Genomic DNA, 15,077 nt, shown 5'->3' on the forward strand with positions numbered 1-15,077 from the left:
GTTCTCTTTGTTTCTTTTTGTCGTAGCAGGATTCACCTGGACGACATTATATCCTTTGTTTGTAAGCCAATTCGCTAAGTTCCACCAATAATGCCCTGTAGGTTCCATGCCAAAAATAACGCTCTTCAAACGATGCTTTTGCTGAAGGCCTTCTACCCAGCGTTGTAGCTTCTCAAACCCTTCGACGGAGTTATGAAACGAGAGATGTCGATTCGAAAGCACGATCCCGTGATAATTCGTTACCTGTGCCACATGCGTCTCCTTGGCCATGTCGATACCTACAACAAGATGAGTTGTGGAAATTCGTTCAATTCGTTGATTTTGTCCTTCTGATTGTTTAAACTTCATAGTAAGAGCGCCTCCTTGATGGTGTTGGGTGTTAACCCGTCGACAAACCCATCATACCGAGGCGCTCCTTTTTTGACAAAGGCTATTTCTTAGCCTTAACAGGAATGTTTAGTTGAGCGAATACGTTTTCCATGCCTAGGATTATGCGAATATGTTTGTGTCCTGGTGCCACGACATAAAATAACGAATTGAAATAAAAAATCCCAATTTTACAGGGATCCAAATGTACGGCTGCTTTCCCTTATTTCAAGTTCCATTATTGATTCTTTTTAGACAAAAAAAATGCTCCCCTCAGGCATCAGGTTTTATTATTTCACCTGTCTACCTTAATTTGAGCGGTTAGATCAGTTAGCGAACGAATCATCAACAAATAACTTATACCGCACGCGGCGAAACATTCTGCTTCATCTGCCGAGAACTCTAACCCGGATCGTCAACAACGCAACGAATCTGCTCAATTTTATCTAGCATAACAATTCCCGGTTTGTAAGTTCATAACATACTTGTTTCAAAACTGATATTCCTTTATCACGCTTCACTTCTCAGTTCCTTCAAGTTTCTAAACCCTTTCTTTTCCAATAGCCCATTTTCGCCATTTCTATGGTTCATAGTACTGTCAGTTAGTTCAATAATAAAGCAGACCGTCGCTGCAGTCTACTTAATGTAACTAGCGTTCTCCGTTACTTTAATCTCAACACTAAAACGGTAATGATTACGGTCAGTAATGCTGATGAGGCAAATCAACTATCCTCTACTGCGTGATGATAAATCTTTGTCTTATCCCTCATGATTTGTGTGCATGAGACTGCATTGAGCGAATGGCACTGATATCAATCCCGATTTGTTTTGAAAAATCTCCTGTATCCCAATAAGAGTGGATTTCTTCTATTAATCCTTTAGCATTGAAGCGGAAAAACGAGGCCATGCGCATTTTATACGGTCGGTTAACAACAGGGATGTTGACTGATGATGCTATTTCAGGAGGGATGGTTAAAGTACCGCTTTCAATAAATTGACATGCTACCATATCGCCTTGGACTACTGTCTTCAGAACCTCTTCTTTTATATCCGGGATGACCTTGCCAAATGACACCGACCAAACTTTTCGAATCTTCTCTTTGCCCTGAATAGGCTGTGGGTCAGTCGGAAAATAGATTGTAACATTCTCGTCCATAATCGCAAGAACAGTTTCAAGATCATGATCGTTGTACGCTCTCCAATAGTCTTTTATCGTTTCTTCAAGATTCCTTTTCAAAAATTCATTTTCATTCATATACATTCTCCTCAGCTTCAAACTGTTTTTTCGACCGACGAATAAATTTGAAATACGTTGCGATTGGAAATTGCGTATTGTTGGGGCTATGGCGGATGCTTCGACTTTTGTATAAATTCGGCGAATAGGAGTGAAATATACATACTCTTCCGTGAGCTCCTTTCCACATAGTCTGTTGTGACATAAATAAACCGAACGTTCGGTATGTACAATATAAAAAAATTATGTTTTCAACTCCTCATAAAAGCTATCCCAAAGAGCTAGTAAAGTGCTTGCAGAATCTTCACTCCTGCCCTTTAAAATATTACGAATTCCGACGCCATCAGTTGAATATATAAATAGATTAGATATGTGCTCATCACTCATAGGAGATTTAATCTCTCCTTTATTTCTAGCGGTGTGAACTATTTCCTTCCAAGCTTTTAGTTCATCTTGTTCAGATTTAAACAATTTTTCTTGAAAATCAGGATAGAGCCTTAAAGCATCAAATATGAGCAGATAGTAGTTTCTACCATAATCATCTTCTACATCACTTCTATTTGGCTGAAATGAACTTCCTGAAGTATTCGAATAAGTTATATAATCGTGGTAAAATTGATATAAAGAATCCTTACTAAATTTACTATAATCAACAAATAAAGTAGAGATTATTTTATCAATCAATACCATAAAAAGCTGCTCTTTGCTCACAAAATAATGGTAGAAAGCACCTTTTGACATTCCAGTCTTCTCAACGATTTCTTTCAGTGTAACTTCCTTGAAACTTTTTCTCAAAAAAAGGTCAAAGGACACGTTTAAAATATGCTCTCTTGTATCACTCATGAATTCGCCATCCCCTCAAACCGACCGTTTGGTATGTTTTGATTTTGACACTTGCATTTGGTTTTGTCAAGGATTATTTGTTTAGCTTATCGCCTCAGAAAACTAACAACTGTTAGTTTTTATTTGCTAAAAATCGTTAGTTTTGTCAACATTGCCAAAAAGACTGCCTCACAGCAGCCTTCATGTCGTTAAACATACCAACTACTTTTTCAGCAGTTGTAGCATCAGTCGAACCAGATTCGCCTTCTCCTCACCGATGGAGTCAAAAAACGCGCGATCCGCCGCTTCGACAGCTTGAATGGCTTGGGAAGCAAGCTCATTGCCATGGGGCGTCGTTGTAATGACATTCGCCCGGGTATCGGTTGGGTGCGGGCTTCGTTTTACGAAGCCTTTTTTCTCCAGGGTTCTCAGCACCTGGGAGGTGACGTTGACGTCCATCTGCGCGTGCTGCGCAAGCTGGACCTGCGTCACACCTGCTCTTCCGGTCTGATCGTTTAACCATTGGCAAGAGACCAGCATGACGAACTGAGGGTGTGTCAGTTCCAGCGGATCCAATACACGGCGGATTTCCCTTTGCCATGTATTCGTTACTTGCCACAATAAAAATCCGGGGCTTTGTTCTGCATCAGTAAATTCCGAGTTCATTTCGATCCTCCAGCATGGCGCCCGCAATCGTCAGGAAATCCTCTCTTCCGATCTCAAAATGGCCGGTACGGAACAGGTACCCCCAATGCCGATTGCCTCTCGTAAAGCTGAGCTGATCCAGCAGGCCGCCGATTTTCACTTCTTTACAACGAGTATACCGAATATTTCGGCGGAAGGGTACAAAGGATTCGGACATCCGGTATTCGTAGACCGCATCATCTTCCACTTGACCAATCGCCGTGAATGCCCGCAGCGGTTCTCCTCCATCAAATTCTGTGCGCGGCGAGTAGTATATGAGCCAGTCACCTGTCTTCATTTTCCGCAAAGGAGCCGATTTGCCATGACAGAGTTGGGCGAACCCGCCCACAACCCCTCTGCTCACATGAGACTCCGACACGACGCCGACCCAGTATCGGCATTGCTCATTCTGCGCTTTATTTTGCATAGTGCCCTTCTCTCTCGAGCGCATATGCAACAAGCCCCTCAATCGTATGTGGAATGCCTTCCTTCATACCTGCCCCGATCTGTGGCCCCAGATGGTCTGCATTCGGACCTGAGATCGTTACCCTATGGGTGACGCTAGTGCCCTCGCTCGTTTCCCGCAGAACATGTGTAAAAGCAATTTCAATCCCCGCACCTGGTATGACCGTGAGATCAGAAAATCCGCGCAGCGGCTCAACCTCTGTAAGTTGGAAAACAAGCTTCTCTTGTCCCTCCGGTTGAAGCAAACCCTGAGTGCCTACGACAAAAGGCCCCTCTAATGAGGCATACTCAATGCCATGGTCCCACTCAACCCAAGTGGAAATATCGCTGTAAAGATTCCAGATCGTTGCTGCCTTTGCTTTTGTCATTACCGTGTGTTCAAATGTCCACATTGTTTCTTCACCTCTATTTAGTATTTGTCTTTATTATATGTATTAATATTATATGTGTCAATACTTTATTTCAATTTCGAATCCACGATAAAAATATCCCCTATTAACCAAGTCATCGGCAGATCTTGTAGGATGCCGATTAGGTTGCCGTCGGCAGCTTTGAGAACTGCCAAGCGGCGGCCAGGTACTTCAACAATACCGGTCTTCGGGATACCGTTGGTCACTTGGACAGATCTGAGTTCGGCCAGAGAGCCACCGGCGACTTCTCCCATCGCCTTAGCTCCCGATTCAATCAATGCTCGTTGAGCTTCCTCGTTGTCCACTTTCCAGAGAACAAGAGGACCATCAACCCATGGCAACCACGAGAGTTCAATCTCAATATTATCTATGGAAAAGCAGCATAATCAGACGTTTGGTAATCTGGGGCCATTCTTCTGATATATCTAACAAAAAAAGAGGAGCTACGTCACTGCAAGCTCCTCCACTAATGTTCTGCAATTAGCTCAATGATCTAGCTTTTCTTTATGATACGATTCACCGCGATGTCTCCACGACTATCCCGTTTAAGTTCCCAACAAACCCTTCAAACGAAGCGCAGTTGTCGATGAGGCTGTATAAATTACGATCTTTATCGCCGGATGATCGGGTTGCTGCAAGGTCACATACTCGAATTCCATTTCGCCGATTATTGGGTTCGTCCATCGCTTATGGCAATCGACTACGCTTTGAACGTCATGCTTCGGCCAATGTTCACGAAACACTTCACTCGTCTTTAGTAATTCCTCAATGAGCTCGTTAAACCTCAAATCTTGTTGGAAGTACGCATAATCCGCACGGAACCTTGCAATCATGACTTGCGCCTTGGCCTCCCAATCCGGGTTGTTCATTCGAATCGCAGGGTCAGTTAGAAATCTCCGCAGCCAATTCGGCTTTTGTATCCTATCCTTCGAGAAAGCCGGCAACCTGAATACCAACTCCGCCGCTTTGTTCCATAGCAGCATGTCCCAACAGTTCCCCAAAATGAGCGCCGGATTCGGGTCGAGGGCAAGCACCGTACGCTCCAAACCAAGCGTCACTTCTTGACTCGCACGAACATGCTCCCGTTCTACAGGCCTTGCCAACATACGGAGATGGCGTCTCTCCTCAATGGATAATCGCAGCGCATTGGCCAAGCTATCCAATACCTGATCGGACGGATTAGATACTTTCCCCTGCTCCAATGATGTGTACCACGAAGTCCCGATGTGGGCCAGTTGGGCCACCTCTTCGCGGCGAAGTCCTGGTGTTCGGCGTCGGCCATATAACGGCAACCCCACATCTTCGGTAGTCAGTCGTTCTCGACGCGCGCGCAAAAACTCACCTAACGAAAGCGATTCTGGAGAAGAACCCTCTTTCATGATGAACCCCCTCGTATAGCCTAACACTGCCAATCGTACGATAAACACAGGATGGCAGGTTTATGCAGGTTTTGTAATAATTCCAGTATAACACTGGATTTCGACAGGTTGGAGGGGAATCACTTGATTTTAATTACAGGCGGCCTCGGATTCATCGGCATTCACACGGCAAGAGCATTGCTTGATCTTGGGGAGACCTGCGTGCTTACGCAGTATCGAACTTCCGAAATCCCGAACTTTGTCGAACTGGAAATCGGAAAGCGGGTGTTCATAGAACAGGTAGATATAACGAACTCATCGGCCTTCCTTGAAATTGGTAAGAGACACAAAATTTCAGGAATCGTACACCTGGCGATGCCGGGTTCCGGGGTGACCGGTCTCTTTGATAAACTGCGCGCACACAATGAAGGTCTGCAAAACGTTCTACAGGCGGCCCATCAATGGGGGGTCCCCCGGGTCGGCATCGGTAGCGCAATCGGTGTCTATATGGGCGTGAGCGAAAGCCCCTTTCGCGAGGATATGCCGCTGCCTATGTCCGCGGACAATCCCTTCACGACATTCAAGAAGAGTTCCGAATTAATCGCGTCCTATGCTGCCCGGAGCGCGGACTTTGAGGTTGTGAACCTACGAATCGCAGGCATCTGGGGCCCCATGCAAAAATCTGCGGCAAACCTCGTCGTCGCTCCCAAACTTGTGCATGCTGCGGTAAGAGGGGTACCGACTAATTTCTCGGACCCTGCTTCATCCCATCTATTGGATGCATACGATATGTGTTACGTGAAGGACTGCGCCCGAGGCATCGCGCTCCTCCAGACCGCTCAGCGACTGAACCACAGCACCTACAACATTGGTTCGGGACGCGTCATCATGAACGAGGAGTTCTTCGCTGCAATCAAACGCATGATCCCGGATGCAGAGATAGCTCTTCCCAAGGGTCATTGTTTAGACGTTTGCCTCGACATCACTCGTATCCGACAAGATACGGGATACGAACCTGAATATGACGTCGAGCGCGGGATTGCAGATTATATTGGTTGGTTAAAGTCAGGGAACAAAGTTTAGGAGGAATTAATAATGAATTTTTTCATCACTGGGGCTACAGGTAAAGTTGGGAGCCGGTTTGTACCACGTTTATTACAGCAAGGCCATCACGTTAAGCTTTTGGTTCGCAATGCCGCGAAGGCTGAATCGTATCGGCTGCTAGGTGGCGAGGTTATCGAAGGGGATATCTTGCGTACTGAAAGCCTTGAGAGTGCACTCAAAGGAACGGATGTCGTCGTGCACCTCGCTGCACAGTTCCGTGGTGTAGATGAAGCAACTGCAAGGAAATCAAATATCGATGCCAGCATTGCTTTAGCGAATGCCGCATTAAAGGCGGAAGTTCCAAGGTTCGTGTTTGCCAGTACCAATCTGGTATACGGTTCCGGGAGCCAATCGAGACCGAACCACGAGGATGACGGCTTGTGCCCTGCATTCCTTTATCCGAAGACCAAAGCGACTGCCGAAGAAGCTCTGCGCCAGCTTCACGTTGAGCAAGGTTTGGGACTTCGGACTGTACGGCTGGCTTTCGTCTACGGTGAACGAGATCCCCATATTTCCGAATTTCTCCCGATGATGAGTACTTGGAATCCTGCCAAACGGCTCCATATGGTGCACCATGCAGATGTAAGCCAAGCGTTACTGCTCGCTTCTTCCACTCCGGGCATAGACGGTCGCGTTTATAATGTTGCCGACGATGCCCCTATAACTGCTGCAGAGCTATTTCAGCTTCACAATCATTCCAGTCAAGACTCTGCGGAAAATTCACAGCAGGAATTTAACCCTTGGGACATGATTGTAGATACAACCCGAATAAGAGACGAGTTAAATTTTCGCCCGATTTTCCCATCATTCTATACTGCGAGAGATGCAGGTGCGTTATGATAGGCCATCAAGACGAATAGTAAAAAAACAAAAGGAGCAGCTGCCGCGGTAGAACTGCTCCTTGTTCTATTCAACTATAGTTTTTCGTTAGCGGAACGCCCAATTAAAAAAACTCATATAAACCTTCATCGAAATACTTGAACTCTTCCATTGTTACTCTATAACGAGTATACCCCTCGTAAAAGGCCTCTAATAATTCCGGCTCATTAATAATTCTTCTAATCGCCAAGGATTCATCATATCGCGGGTCTCCTACTGTCATACCAGCAACATCGATGAACATACTTACCTCTCCGTCTATTACAAGGACATTATCTGTTGTGCAATCACCGTGAATCATTGTTTGATTAACAAGTGAGGGTCTATTCAATATTAGAGATTCCAACAGTTTCAAATCCCCCTCGGTTTGCCCACTATCAACATAACTTTTGGCCTTTGCCAGTTGGCTTTCTAGCCAATTATCCTCTCTCTTTAGTGATTTTAATGGGATTCTTTCATGAAAGCGATCAAGAAATCGACCGAAGCTCCGAAGCAGCTCTTTCTTTTCCAATGACGTAGCTTTTCTCAGAGCAGCAGTTAATGTGATGCCATCCTCTAACGACATAAGTAAATGACTGCTATCTAATTCATCAAACATTCCATAGTATCTAGGGACCGGTATCAAGTCATCTTGAAGCTTTTCTAAAATTTGAGCCTCATCCTTCAGCCACAATCGATACTTTTCCTTATTCACACTTTTAAGTATATAGGATCTTTCTTTCGTAACAATGCGACTTACCTCAGATGTACAACCTTGCTCATCCAATATTACAAAAGCACTCACTTTACCTATTACTTTTTCGATTTTCTCAAGCACAGCATTTTTCATTACAACTAGGCCTCCACAACTACTTAGTCATAAGACTTTTGTTATATTTTTCCATAACATATTACCGGAATCTCATTCAAATTCCTGTACACGATTTTTCCGTTTTCCTCAGCCACTCGTACCATTTCGTCAGCTCCTGCCGATGGCCCCCCGACTCGCAATACAGCATCGCAATGAGACAGCAGTCTCACTGCCGACGGGTGAAAAATGCGGTCATACACCTCATCTCCCGTGGCGAGAGATCCAGCCGTATTCATCAATGGAAGAGCATACCACTCCCCTAGAACCGGCATATGCCCCATTTCATAAACCTTGAACGCAGCTTCGTTCATAAGCTGCAAATTTTTTTCGATAAGCAACGGATCATCGCCCGTATTAGACCGGTAAGGTCCGGCAATTAATATATGTTCGGCTTTTCGTTCCGGTTGAAGAAGCCGGTGTATTTGCGCATATTGCAGCAGCATAATCGTTTTGGCATCCCTGATTTCACCTTGTCTGATCATCTCTAGTGCGTCTGCAAAAGAAAGCTCCAACACCTCGATATGTTCCTGTTCATCTACGACTCCTCCGCCTTCATTCACCTGCATGCGAGAATCGTATTCTGCCGCAAAAAAGTGTAGCAGCTCCGTCACCGAACCGGGCGACATGTAGGATTCACCGATCTTTTGTAGGTTTGTTATCCTATACCCCGTTTCCTCCTCTGTCTCTCGGCGAATACAATCCTCAGGACTATCCGTATCGAGCAATCCCGCACACGCTTCTATAAGCATCCCCGTGTCGTTGCCGTTGACATAAGTAGGCATTCGGAACTGACGGGTGAGAATTACGGATTGTTTTTTCCGATTGTATAGAAGAATGACAGCCCCGTTACCACGGTCATAAACCTCTCTCTCTTGGGTTTCCCAAATGCCATTGTTATTTTGATAGGCAAATTTCATTTTCTTTAGCAGATACCAATTAGCGGATAATACTGTTTCATCTTTTATTTCTACCCTTGGATTCATATAAATGTTCATGAGAAATCCTCCTCATCATGTTATTTTCTTGATCGAAAGAAGCCGGAATCCATTGTAATAAAGATATTTCCGTTACCTTCTCGAATTTTCGCATTCAAATATGATCTGAAGGCTTCTAATGTTTCGCCCGTTAGAAAAAACCTTGCGTTCATTGGCGTTGAAGTCATGTAATGGATAAGCGGTTCCGCTTCGTCCACCTGCATATAATCTTCGTACCGGATCAACTCAATGTCTGTGAATCGAGACGCCAGTACCTCCGCTCCGTTATCCAAATGGAACCGTTCCATGACATCGTCCAGCACTCGTATATCGGGGTCGAACGTCCTTGCAAGCTGCTCCATTTCCTGAAGATGGCTCTTGCTCATTGTAGACGTATAGAGTAGTCCGTCATTTTTAAGCACTCTGTGACACTCTGACAAAGCTTGCCCGATATCCAACACGTGATATAGCATGTGATTCGCAATGACAACATCGAATTCGCTGTCACGGAACGGAATCGCTTGCGCGTCTGCCGTCAGGAACGTAAACTGGTTGCTTTGGTCATTTACATTGTTGCGAGCGGCATCCAGCATGCCCGGTGATATATCGATAAGCGTGATGTTCCATGATGGCGGAACCCTGTCTATATTTCGGCTCCACAAGGCGGCATCTCCGCAGCCAAGTTCCAATATTTTAAGATCCGATGCCGAACCGAGCTGATCAAAAAACCACCGGTGCCATCCAATTTTATTGACGCTGAATTGATCGTACAGCCGGATTCTTGCTTGCAGACGGAGTGCGTTGCGGTATTGCTCTCCCCAGTTTTTTTCGGTATGAATCGTCTGAATAATGTCCGATAAGCTATCCCAATCCGCTTCTGCTTGATGTTCCCGGAGCATATCCAGCGCTTCATCGATCGCCTTGGACACATATTGCATATGTGCAATTTTTTGCCGGATCACTTCCTTTTGCATTATGAGAGAGCTCTTTATGTCCTGTTCAGGAAATGAGCCTTCATGGATAATTTGCTTGATGTCGGCAAGAGTCAGACCGATATATTTTAGAGCTTGAATTTTTTGCAGCCGAACTAAGTCTTCTTTACTGTACAAACGGACAGAAGCTTGGTTAAGATGGGATGGCTTCAGTAATCCAATCTGGTCATAATACCTCAAAGTTCGTATTGTCATTCCTGTCCGTTTCGCGAGCTGCCCGGTTGTCAGATAATTCTTGTCTCTCCGCTTCAAGATTGCGACTCCTTCCGCCATCTCTCCTGCTTGCATTCAGCGTATCCATGTGGGTGGGTACGATGCCACTCCCAGGCGCTTGCGACTATCTTTTCTAAGCTGCCTCGCTTCGGGCGCCAGTTCAACTCTTCCATGATGAGATCAGGCGATGCGATCAATACAGCCGGATCCCCTTTGCGTCTGGGGGCAATTTGTACAGGAAAAGCCTTCCCGGAAACCTTCTTGACGGTTTCAATAACTTCTTTTACCGTAAAGCCTTCGCTATTACCGAGATTATAGACGCCACTTTTCTCTCTGCTCCGCAGGCTGTTCACGGCCAGAAGATGCGCCTCAGCAACATCCATGACATGAATGTAATCTCTTATACAGCTTCCGTCTTTGGTAGAGTAGTCATCTCCATATATCATCATATTTTCTCTTTGACCCAGTGCAGCCTGGATAGCCAAAGGGATAAGATGAGTTTCCGGGTCGTGATCCTCGCCGATTAACCCGTTGTCGTGGGCTCCAGCTACATTAAAGTATCTCAAAATCACATGTTTGATGCCGTGTGCCTGTTCCGCCCAATGCAGCATCCGTTCTACCGCTAATTTGGTTTCTCCATACGTATTCCTCGGCATCTTCCGGTCGGCTTCCCGGATCGGGATCTGTTCCGGATCACCATAAACTGCGGCCGTAGAAGAGAATACGATTTTGTCTACGCCGTGCTTGTGCATAGCCTCTAGCAAACGCAATGTTCCTTCCACATTATTGCGATAGTACTCTAACGGCTGTATCATGCTCTCGCCGACAAGAGAGCTGGCCGCCAAATGGATGACGGCTTCGATGTCATTTTCCTTAAAGATCATGTCCAACATTACCCGATCATTCAAATCACCATGATACAGCTTACCACCCAGTACGGCATTCTGCCTTCCAGCGGTCAAGCGATCTATAACAACGAGTTCCTCACGCTGTTCAATAATGGCGGCAACTACATGGCTTCCAATGTAGCCGGCTCCGCCGCAAACCAATATTGCCATTTACAAAATCCTCCATTTCGTAGTAGCTTTGTTTTGATTATACAAGGTTACGTTACGTCACGTTCAAGCTTTATTTTTAGGTTCGAATAATCTCAGTTTTGCCCTCCTCTGCTCGTGAAAAAAGGCTGCCAATCAAGCTGGCAGCCTTCATCAAAGTGTGTATTAAGCTCTCATTACCCGTTAGCAGCATCAAATTCAATATTTTCCTTTACAAGCGCTTGCCAATTCTGTAATCCTCCAGAAAGAGGTTGTCCCGAAAGTCATCGTAGATGACTGAGGACAGTCTTTTGATCTTTCGCTGGCGCGCGGGAACTCCCCCGCACAGCGATGTAAAACATCGTTGCGGCCACGCTACGGTGGTGATCCTTCCCCTGCAACGATGGAAACCACCGTTGCAGTTCGCCTTTATTCGCTGGCGCGCGGGAACTCCCCGCACAGCGGTGTAAACCATCGTTGCGGCTACGCTACGATGGTGATCCTACCCCTGCAACTTTTAACCAGTCCATGATTGTTTCTACTGATTCCTTATATTTCTGCCCTATGAGCACGCCGGTATGAGTTGTTTTCCAAAGCGCTTTATATTCAGCACGGAGGTGCTCCGCTGTTACCCTACCCCGACGGTCGTCATCATCACAGTTTACTGCTTTGATAACCAGGCACGGGCAAGAAATTAAACTGCTGTCTATAGATATACCCTGTGATTCGGTTGAAAAAACAAAAGCTTTAAATGCCTTTGACGCCTCCATTGTCAGATACTTTTTTTGAAATTCAATGTCATCAGCTGATTCATCTATGCTTGAAATCTCTTCACGGGCTGGGGCAGGCACTATGAGACCAGGTGTCATCTGGACTAATTCTTTGTATGGTACTGCTTCATGAACTTCTTTGCTTATGACTGAATCGATCAACACCAACCCGGCGATCTCGACAGATTCTGCCAATTTCTGGCTCAAGATCCCCCCCATGCTAAATCCGATAATAATCGGCGGAACGCCACATTCAGCGATAACCTCTTTAATATCCTCCAAGTAATCCTCGAAAGTTATCTTAGTCATATCCAGCAGCCTGCTTTTGTAGTGACTTCTCAAGTTCATGGAATAGCAATTCCACCCTGTACTAATAAAGTGAGGAATGTATTTGCTCCACATCCAACTTCCTGTGTAAGCACCGTGTACAAAAAGCAAAGGGGGCTTTTGATTAGATACTTCCATAAGGCTTTCCCCCTCGAATATCTCTAAAAATAAATCGTTTTCCCCAATGTATTTCTCCTTATGATCGGGCAATTCTTTCGTAAAATCTTTCATGATTATTTCCTCCTTGCAATTTGGTTTGATATCAAACTATTTATCGAAAAAAATTTAAAAGTTATTATAAATCTTTTTTAAAACGTGAAGCAGATCTCCTTTTTCTTTTTCAGAGATGTTTAAGTAAAACACGTCCAACAATTCTATAGATAATGATTCAAAGATCGGTTTCAGTTCACTCCCCTTTTGGGTTAAAGCAACATAAACAACCCTCGTGTCCTCTTTGTCCCGTTCCTTAGTCACATATCCGAGCCGGACCAACTTGTCAACAAGTGCAGTGACTGTAGATTTATCCTTATTAATCCCTTTAGAAATCTCCGCCATTGTGAGTCTTGGTTTCTTAAATAGCGCATAGATGATGTCACCATGCGAAGTACCAATTCCGTCTATACCATACTTCACCAATTCTGCTTCAATGAATCGGTTAACTTTACCCCTAATTTTGGAAATCAATGAAATGGCATCACTACTTTTCATATCTGCATTATAGTTTGATGTCAAACAAATGTCAAATGTTCTTTTCTTTATTGTATAGGGGATCTTAAAAGCCTTGCTAATGAAACCGCTTTAATCACGATACAAAAATAAGCGTAAATTGTTCGGTTTCGACGGTCGAAAAAAAATACCACCTTTAAAGGTGGCATTTCATTTATAGTTATTCATTCAGTTTACGCCATTCCATAGGTGTCATCCCCACCCATTTAACAAAAAGATCATAAAACCTGCTGGAGGAAGTAAAACCGACTTCAGAAGAAATATATTCAATAGCTCTGTCCGTTTGCTGAAGCAGTCGTTTTGCCTCCTCCAAACGAAGATTGATAATATATTGTTTTGGCGAAATGCCAAGCGTCTCCGAAAATTTCCTGCGTAAAAGACTTTCAGAAAGGAAATGTCGTGAAGCAATTTCGTTAATTGTAATGGATGTATTATAGCGTCGATGGATTTCTCTTAAAACCTCTTGAATAATCAGGCTGTCATCCGTCTTTTCCGGCAGCGACTGCGAAGTTATCATATTTTTATGATATAACAATAAAACGGTTTCAAGAATATTTCTCATGATGTCATACGAATATTCACTCTTCTCTTCTGTTTTCCACTCCAATTCCAGCTGCAAAAGAGCAATATTTGCCCACTTCAAATGCTCTTCTTGTAAGTGAGAAATCCGAATGTGAAGTGGTTTTTGATAAGCATTGAGAAATAAATATTGGCAATAGGCTGGTATTTTATCAAATATAAAATGGAGCGATATCCCTCTCCACGGCTTAATACATACAAATCCATGGTGAAGCTGTGATGGGATTAAAATAAGATCACCTTTTGTGACTTTAATATTTTGTTCCGCCGAGCTGTAATACCCTTCTCCATCCAGAATAAGCGTTAGCTCGTCCCAATCATGAGAATGCGAAATAAACAACCCTTCACCTTGTTCTGCCTGAAAGGTATGGGGTTTAAAATGTTCAATACTCGTAATAAACCCGCTCCCCATTATGTCACTTCCTTACACCATGATGTGTAACTTCCATTTTACTACAATAGTACAATACGCATGAACCCAAGTAAATAAATAATAAAAAGGACAGTATGAGCTATAACACTCAACTGTCCTTCCGTTTTATTCTATATAACTACTGTTTTAAATGCTGCATTTGGGCTTCCTGTTTGGTCGGTTATACAAAATCGCCGCATCGGGGTTGGACCCGTCGCCGATGTAGGCAGAGACGCCCTTGGTGCGGGCGATGTCGATAAGGGTCGGGTCGAAGCCATGATCGCCCGGACCGTGCACGGACGGTGCGAGACGAACGACCGATGATCGCACTCCGCGCATAGCTAGCGCGGTCGCCGCCTCCTCGGAGCGCCGCGGCGTAGCCGGGATCGGCGTGTCCTCTTCCGTCCCGAGGCGTCCCGGCGTTAGCATGAGCGTCCCAGAAGCCCGTAGCGCCTGTTACGAAAATACGCATAATGGCGTCAGTATTCAGAGTCCGATATCGTATGGTTTCAAGTTTTAAGTTACTTTCGAGCAATGGGGATGCCCATTCGGGAGATGCAGGAGTTTATCGCCTTGCACAATAGTGAACTCTCCACAATAACAACTCGATGGGAATTCATGGAAACTTATCGCAGGAAAGTTATCGATCAAATGAAGGAACTTGAAAAGACGCTGGAGAAAATCGATAATAATTTATTTTCAACTATCGTTCTCCATTAGAGCTTAATCGTATTTTCGATTTGATAAATGCTCCAGTAGCAACACATGCAAGCTTCCTCGAAGATCCTATTCTCCCGACTAAATTCCTCGTAATCATAAAAATTAAGTAGGAGGGGGCGGCTAGCCCCCGACCTCTTACACCACCGTACGTACCGTTC

Annotated in this window: 17 protein-coding genes; 2 read left to right on the plus strand and 15 right to left on the minus strand. The window is 44.7% G+C overall.

Translation table 11 applies throughout. The annotated features are described in order from the left end of the window. The 8 genes from ACFQZT_RS20995 to ACFQZT_RS21030 form a co-directional block, all read right to left on the minus strand. On the minus strand, positions 1 to 348 hold a 348-nt coding region (locus ACFQZT_RS20995), incomplete at its 3' end, for an IS110 family transposase (protein ID WP_379302798.1). Positions 349 to 1,132: 784 nt separating this feature from the next. Beyond that, a complete protein-coding gene (locus ACFQZT_RS21000) occupies positions 1,133 to 1,621 on the minus strand; it encodes a nuclear transport factor 2 family protein (RefSeq protein ID WP_379302799.1) in 489 nt (162 codons plus the stop codon). 222 nt (positions 1,622 to 1,843) lie between these two features. Beyond that, a complete protein-coding gene (locus tag ACFQZT_RS21005) occupies positions 1,844 to 2,443 on the minus strand; it encodes a TetR/AcrR family transcriptional regulator (RefSeq protein ID WP_379302800.1) in 600 nt (199 codons plus the stop codon). 201 nt (positions 2,444 to 2,644) lie between these two features. Then, positions 2,645 to 3,088: a MarR family winged helix-turn-helix transcriptional regulator gene (locus ACFQZT_RS21010; protein WP_379302801.1), complete on the minus strand. Its 444-nt coding sequence runs from the start codon at positions 3,086 to 3,088 to the stop codon at positions 2,645 to 2,647. Further along, on the minus strand, positions 3,069 to 3,533 hold the full coding sequence (locus tag ACFQZT_RS21015; protein ID WP_379302802.1) for an EVE domain-containing protein: 465 nt from the start codon (positions 3,531 to 3,533) through the stop codon (positions 3,069 to 3,071). The genes ACFQZT_RS21010 and ACFQZT_RS21015 overlap by 20 nt, the downstream gene beginning before the upstream one ends. Then, positions 3,523 to 3,963: an SRPBCC family protein gene (locus ACFQZT_RS21020; RefSeq protein WP_379302803.1), complete on the minus strand. Its 441-nt coding sequence runs from the start codon at positions 3,961 to 3,963 to the stop codon at positions 3,523 to 3,525. Before ACFQZT_RS21020 ends, ACFQZT_RS21015 begins: the two co-directional genes overlap by 11 nt. A 65-nt stretch (positions 3,964 to 4,028) precedes the next feature. Further along, on the minus strand, positions 4,029 to 4,235 hold the full coding sequence (locus ACFQZT_RS21025) for a hypothetical protein (RefSeq protein WP_379302804.1): 207 nt from the start codon (positions 4,233 to 4,235) through the stop codon (positions 4,029 to 4,031). Positions 4,236 to 4,526: 291 nt separating this feature from the next. After that, entirely contained in the window at positions 4,527 to 5,360 is an 834-nt protein-coding gene (locus tag ACFQZT_RS21030) for a helix-turn-helix transcriptional regulator (protein WP_379302805.1), read from the minus strand. A 123-nt stretch (positions 5,361 to 5,483) separates the two neighbouring features. Here ACFQZT_RS21030 and ACFQZT_RS21035 point away from each other — a divergent pair, with 123 nt between their 5' ends. Continuing rightward, a complete protein-coding gene (locus tag ACFQZT_RS21035) occupies positions 5,484 to 6,422 on the plus strand; it encodes an NAD-dependent epimerase/dehydratase family protein (protein ID WP_379302806.1) in 939 nt (312 codons plus the stop codon). 12 nt (positions 6,423 to 6,434) lie between these two features. Further along, entirely contained in the window at positions 6,435 to 7,283 is an 849-nt protein-coding gene (locus ACFQZT_RS21040; RefSeq protein ID WP_379302807.1) for an NAD-dependent epimerase/dehydratase family protein, read from the plus strand. 103 nt (positions 7,284 to 7,386) lie between these two features. On the opposite strand, the gene ACFQZT_RS21045 is transcribed toward ACFQZT_RS21040, so the two are convergent. The 7 genes from ACFQZT_RS21045 to ACFQZT_RS21075 all read right to left on the minus strand — a co-directional run bounded on the left by ACFQZT_RS21045 (position 7,387) and on the right by ACFQZT_RS21075 (position 14,199). Beyond that, positions 7,387 to 8,151 (minus strand): aminoglycoside phosphotransferase family protein, encoded by a 765-nt coding sequence (locus ACFQZT_RS21045; protein WP_379302808.1) that lies wholly within the window; start codon positions 8,149 to 8,151, stop codon positions 7,387 to 7,389. Between the two features lie 41 nt (positions 8,152 to 8,192). Continuing rightward, positions 8,193 to 9,167 carry a GDP-mannose pyrophosphatase NudK gene (gene nudK, locus ACFQZT_RS21050; protein WP_379302809.1) on the minus strand — a complete coding sequence of 325 codons (975 nt, stop codon included), beginning with the start codon at positions 9,165 to 9,167 and terminating at the stop codon, positions 8,193 to 8,195. 20 nt (positions 9,168 to 9,187) lie between these two features. Then, positions 9,188 to 10,390, minus strand: coding sequence for a MerR family transcriptional regulator (locus ACFQZT_RS21055; protein ID WP_379302810.1), 1,203 nt, complete (start codon positions 10,388 to 10,390; stop codon positions 9,188 to 9,190). After that, complete coding sequence (gene galE / locus ACFQZT_RS21060; RefSeq protein ID WP_379302811.1) at positions 10,387 to 11,409, minus strand: UDP-glucose 4-epimerase GalE; 1,023 nt, start codon at positions 11,407 to 11,409, stop codon at positions 10,387 to 10,389. The genes ACFQZT_RS21055 and galE overlap by 4 nt, the downstream gene beginning before the upstream one ends. Positions 11,410 to 11,873: 464 nt before the next feature. After that, the gene (locus ACFQZT_RS21065; RefSeq protein WP_379302812.1) at positions 11,874 to 12,713 is read right to left on the minus strand and encodes an alpha/beta hydrolase; all 840 of its coding nucleotides are present in this window, start codon (positions 12,711 to 12,713) and stop codon (positions 11,874 to 11,876) included. 54 nt (positions 12,714 to 12,767) lie between these two features. Next, positions 12,768 to 13,190 carry a MarR family winged helix-turn-helix transcriptional regulator gene (locus ACFQZT_RS21070; RefSeq protein WP_379302813.1) on the minus strand — a complete coding sequence of 141 codons (423 nt, stop codon included), beginning with the start codon at positions 13,188 to 13,190 and terminating at the stop codon, positions 12,768 to 12,770. Between the two features lie 178 nt (positions 13,191 to 13,368). After that, entirely contained in the window at positions 13,369 to 14,199 is an 831-nt protein-coding gene (locus ACFQZT_RS21075; RefSeq protein WP_379302814.1) for an AraC family transcriptional regulator, read from the minus strand. Between the last annotated feature and the right edge of the window lie 878 nt (positions 14,200 to 15,077).

The organism is Paenibacillus sp. GCM10027628, from assembly GCF_042676385.1.
Taxonomy (GTDB): domain Bacteria; phylum Bacillota; class Bacilli; order Paenibacillales; family NBRC-103111; genus Paenibacillus_E.

What these genes read in the sequence shown, in the direction of transcription:
- galE (WP_379302811.1), bottom strand. Translation starts at nt 11,409, where the DNA reads ATGGCAATATTGGTTTGCGGCGGAGCCGGCTACATTGGAAGCCATGTA.
- ACFQZT_RS21075 (WP_379302814.1), bottom strand. Translation starts at nt 14,199, where the DNA reads ATGGGGAGCGGGTTTATTACGAGTATTGAACATTTTAAACCCCATACC.
- ACFQZT_RS21025 (WP_379302804.1), bottom strand. Translation starts at nt 4,235, where the DNA reads ATGGGAGAAGTCGCCGGTGGCTCTCTGGCCGAACTCAGATCTGTCCAA.
- ACFQZT_RS21015 (WP_379302802.1), bottom strand. Translation starts at nt 3,533, where the DNA reads ATGCAAAATAAAGCGCAGAATGAGCAATGCCGATACTGGGTCGGCGTC.
- ACFQZT_RS21045 (WP_379302808.1), bottom strand. Translation starts at nt 8,151, where the DNA reads ATGAAAAATGCTGTGCTTGAGAAAATCGAAAAAGTAATAGGTAAAGTG.
- ACFQZT_RS21065 (WP_379302812.1), bottom strand. Translation starts at nt 12,713, where the DNA reads ATGAAAGATTTTACGAAAGAATTGCCCGATCATAAGGAGAAATACATT.
- ACFQZT_RS21010 (WP_379302801.1), bottom strand. Translation starts at nt 3,088, where the DNA reads ATGAACTCGGAATTTACTGATGCAGAACAAAGCCCCGGATTTTTATTG.
- ACFQZT_RS21030 (WP_379302805.1), bottom strand. Translation starts at nt 5,360, where the DNA reads ATGAAAGAGGGTTCTTCTCCAGAATCGCTTTCGTTAGGTGAGTTTTTG.
- nudK (WP_379302809.1), bottom strand. Translation starts at nt 9,167, where the DNA reads ATGAACATTTATATGAATCCAAGGGTAGAAATAAAAGATGAAACAGTA.
- ACFQZT_RS21040 (WP_379302807.1), top strand. Translation starts at nt 6,435, where the DNA reads ATGAATTTTTTCATCACTGGGGCTACAGGTAAAGTTGGGAGCCGGTTT.
- ACFQZT_RS21070 (WP_379302813.1), bottom strand. Translation starts at nt 13,190, where the DNA reads ATGAAAAGTAGTGATGCCATTTCATTGATTTCCAAAATTAGGGGTAAA.
- ACFQZT_RS21020 (WP_379302803.1), bottom strand. Translation starts at nt 3,963, where the DNA reads ATGTGGACATTTGAACACACGGTAATGACAAAAGCAAAGGCAGCAACG.
- ACFQZT_RS21005 (WP_379302800.1), bottom strand. Translation starts at nt 2,443, where the DNA reads ATGAGTGATACAAGAGAGCATATTTTAAACGTGTCCTTTGACCTTTTT.
- ACFQZT_RS21000 (WP_379302799.1), bottom strand. Translation starts at nt 1,621, where the DNA reads ATGAATGAAAATGAATTTTTGAAAAGGAATCTTGAAGAAACGATAAAA.